This is a genomic window from Sulfurimonas sp. (genome assembly GCF_027056685.1).
Taxonomy (GTDB): domain Bacteria; phylum Campylobacterota; class Campylobacteria; order Campylobacterales; family Sulfurimonadaceae; genus Sulfurimonas.
In genome coordinates, this window is record NZ_JALUKE010000164.1 from 1 (window position 1) to 2,667 (window position 2,667).

Annotated in this window: 3 protein-coding genes; all 3 read left to right on the top strand. The window is 41.5% G+C overall.

What is annotated here, in order from left to right; translation table 11 throughout:
• Positions 1 to 820 (top strand): thiamine pyrophosphate-dependent enzyme (locus tag MVY38_RS07180; protein ID WP_297484750.1); only part of this gene is annotated, 820 nt, incomplete at its 5' end.
• Position 821: 1 nt separating this feature from the next.
• Complete coding sequence (locus tag MVY38_RS07185) at positions 822 to 1,799, top strand: pyruvate dehydrogenase complex E1 component subunit beta (RefSeq protein WP_297484752.1); 978 nt, start codon at positions 822 to 824, stop codon at positions 1,797 to 1,799.
• A partial coding sequence (locus tag MVY38_RS07190) for a biotin/lipoyl-containing protein (protein WP_297484754.1) occupies positions 1,792 to 2,667 on the top strand: 876 nt, incomplete at its 3' end. The genes MVY38_RS07185 and MVY38_RS07190, both read left to right, overlap by 8 nt.

Below are 2,667 nucleotides of genomic sequence, written 5' to 3' on the forward strand. Positions count from 1 at the left end.
TGTTGCTGCCATGAAAGCATTTGAAAAAGGCGATATTTTTTCAACTTATCGTGAGCATATTATGGCTATGGCAAGAGGAATTGCACCAAAAGCAGTAATGGCAGAACTCTTTGGCAAAGCTGAGGGGATAAGTGGTGGTAAAGGTGGCAGTATGCACCTCTTTGAGCCCTCTCGTTTCTTTTACGGAGGCGATGCCATTGTGGGGGGACAAATTCCAAACGCAGTGGGGTGTGCCTATGCTCGAAAACTCCAAGGGAGTGAAGATGGTGTTATGGTTATTTTTGGCGATGGAGCAAGTAATGGTGGAGCATTTTTTGAATCGTTAAATATTGCCGCAACACACAAACTCCCCCTCCTCTTCTTATGTGAAAACAATGAATATGCCATTGGAACAAATATAAAACGCTCCGCACCATTCCGTGAACAAGCTAAAAAAGCAGAACCCTACATGATGACACTCTCTGTTGATGGTATGAAAGCCGAAGCAGTTTATGAGACAATTAAAGAGGCTCAAAAACTCATCGAAGATGGGCATGGTCCTATTTTTGTAGAGGCTTTTACATGCCGATTTGAGGGTCATTCCGTAAGTGATCCTAATAGTTACAGAAGTACGCAGGAGATGAGCCATTGCAAGGCAAAAGACCCGCTGGTACATTTTAAAAAAGAGTTGCTAGAGCGATGGATGTGTAGTGACAAAGAGTTGCAAGAGATTGAACAAAAAGCACAAAAAGCAGTTGATGAAGCAGTAGAATTTGCTAAAAATGCAACAGAGCCAAACGCAGCAGCTCTGTTTGAACATGTTTTTGTAGAGGAGGTCTAAGATGTTGTACCGTGAAGCACTAAACAAGGCACTTGATGAAGTGATGGCAATAGATGACACCGTGGTAACGCTCGGTGAAGATGTGGGGCTATATGGTGGTAGTTTTCGAGTGACTGAAGGGTTGGTAGAAAAATATGGCGAAGAACGCGTTATAGATACCCCAATAGCAGAACTAAGCATCGTAGGCAATGCCGTAGGAATGGCAATAGGTGGTCTTCGCCCTGTTGCTGAGATTATGACAGGAAACTTCTCTCTGCTTGCGTTTGACCAGATTATAAACCATATGGCAAAACTCCACTATATGAGTAATGGTAAAGTGATTTTACCTATGGTAGTGCGTTTTCCACAAGGTGTTAGTAAACAACTCGCAGCACAACATAGTGAGAGTTATGAGCAGATGCTTTGTAGCGTACCAGGGCTTAGGGTGCTTAGTGTTTGCGATGTAAATTATGCCTACCATGCACTAAAATATGCCATCCTTTCAAATGACCCTTTTGTATTTATAGAGCATGAACTTCTCTACAATAAAAAGGGAGAAGTGAACTTTGAAGAGCAGCTTGACCCATTTAAAGCGCGCATTGTTAAAGAGGGAGAGGACATTACCATTGTCTCTTATCTGAAAATGGTTGATGATGTAATGAAGAGTGTTCCTGCCATTGAGAGTGCATTAAATTGTTCATGTGAAGTAATAGACTTATGTTCACTCAACCCTATAGACTATGAAACATTGGCAACATCCATTAAAAAAACTTCACGCCTTGTAATGGTAGAGGAAGACCATAAAACAGGAGGATTTGGCTCGCAAGTAGTTGCATGGGCGGCTGAGGAGATATTTTACGCTCTTGATGCGCCACCACTGCGTTTAGCTGGTGCGGATGTTTCTATTCCTTACAACAGAACACTAGAACTTGCATCTATTCCTACACCTGATTCTATTGCACAAGATATTATAGTATGGGGGAAGAAAAACGATGTATGAAATAGTAATGCCACAACTCTCTGACTCTATGGAAGAGGGAAAATTAGTAGGTTGGAAAGTAAGTGTTGGTCAAAGTGTCACAAGCGGTGATGTTATTGCTGAAGTGGAGAGCGACAAGGCGATTATGGAGGTGCAAACCTTTAAAGATGGTGTTGTCAAAGAACTTTTAGTAAAAGAAGATGATGAAGTGAAGATTGGAACTGTTATTGCGCGTATTGAAACGGATGCGACGGCTTCTACAGAACAAGCACAAGCAGCAACTAAGCCAACAACGGCGCCAAAAGAGGAACAAACTTCGAAAAAAGAAGCGCCTGAAAAAGAAGAGACAAAGCCAAACGCAGCCCAGACAAAAAGTGTTTTAGATGATATATTTGATACATCCTCTGTTGCTCCAACAACAACAACAACAAAGCAGAGCCAAGCATCACATATTTCTCATAAAGCACAAAGTGCCATATCCCCAAAAGCGAGAGCAAAAGCAGCTGCTGTGGGTGTTGATGTTGAAAAACTTCAAGCGAAAATGCCTCAAAAAGTGCTTCATGCAGAGGATGTGGACGAGTATGTTACAGAGAAGTATTTCACGCCAAAAGCTTTAAAACTATTACAAGAGTATCAGTTAGAGAGCTCACTTTTTGAACTGAATCATAAGATAGACAGTGATGAAGTCCAAGCCTACATCGATGCCAATGAGATAGCCTTACCAAAAGCACTCTCACCGATGCAAAAGGCAATCATTACAAATGTAACGCGTTCTGCGCAAAAACCAATCTATCATATTTACGAGTCAATAGATGCCAAACTTTTTGAGGCACACCATACACATAGTATGACAGCGTGGCTTGTAAAGATTTTTGCAAAAGTAATGATG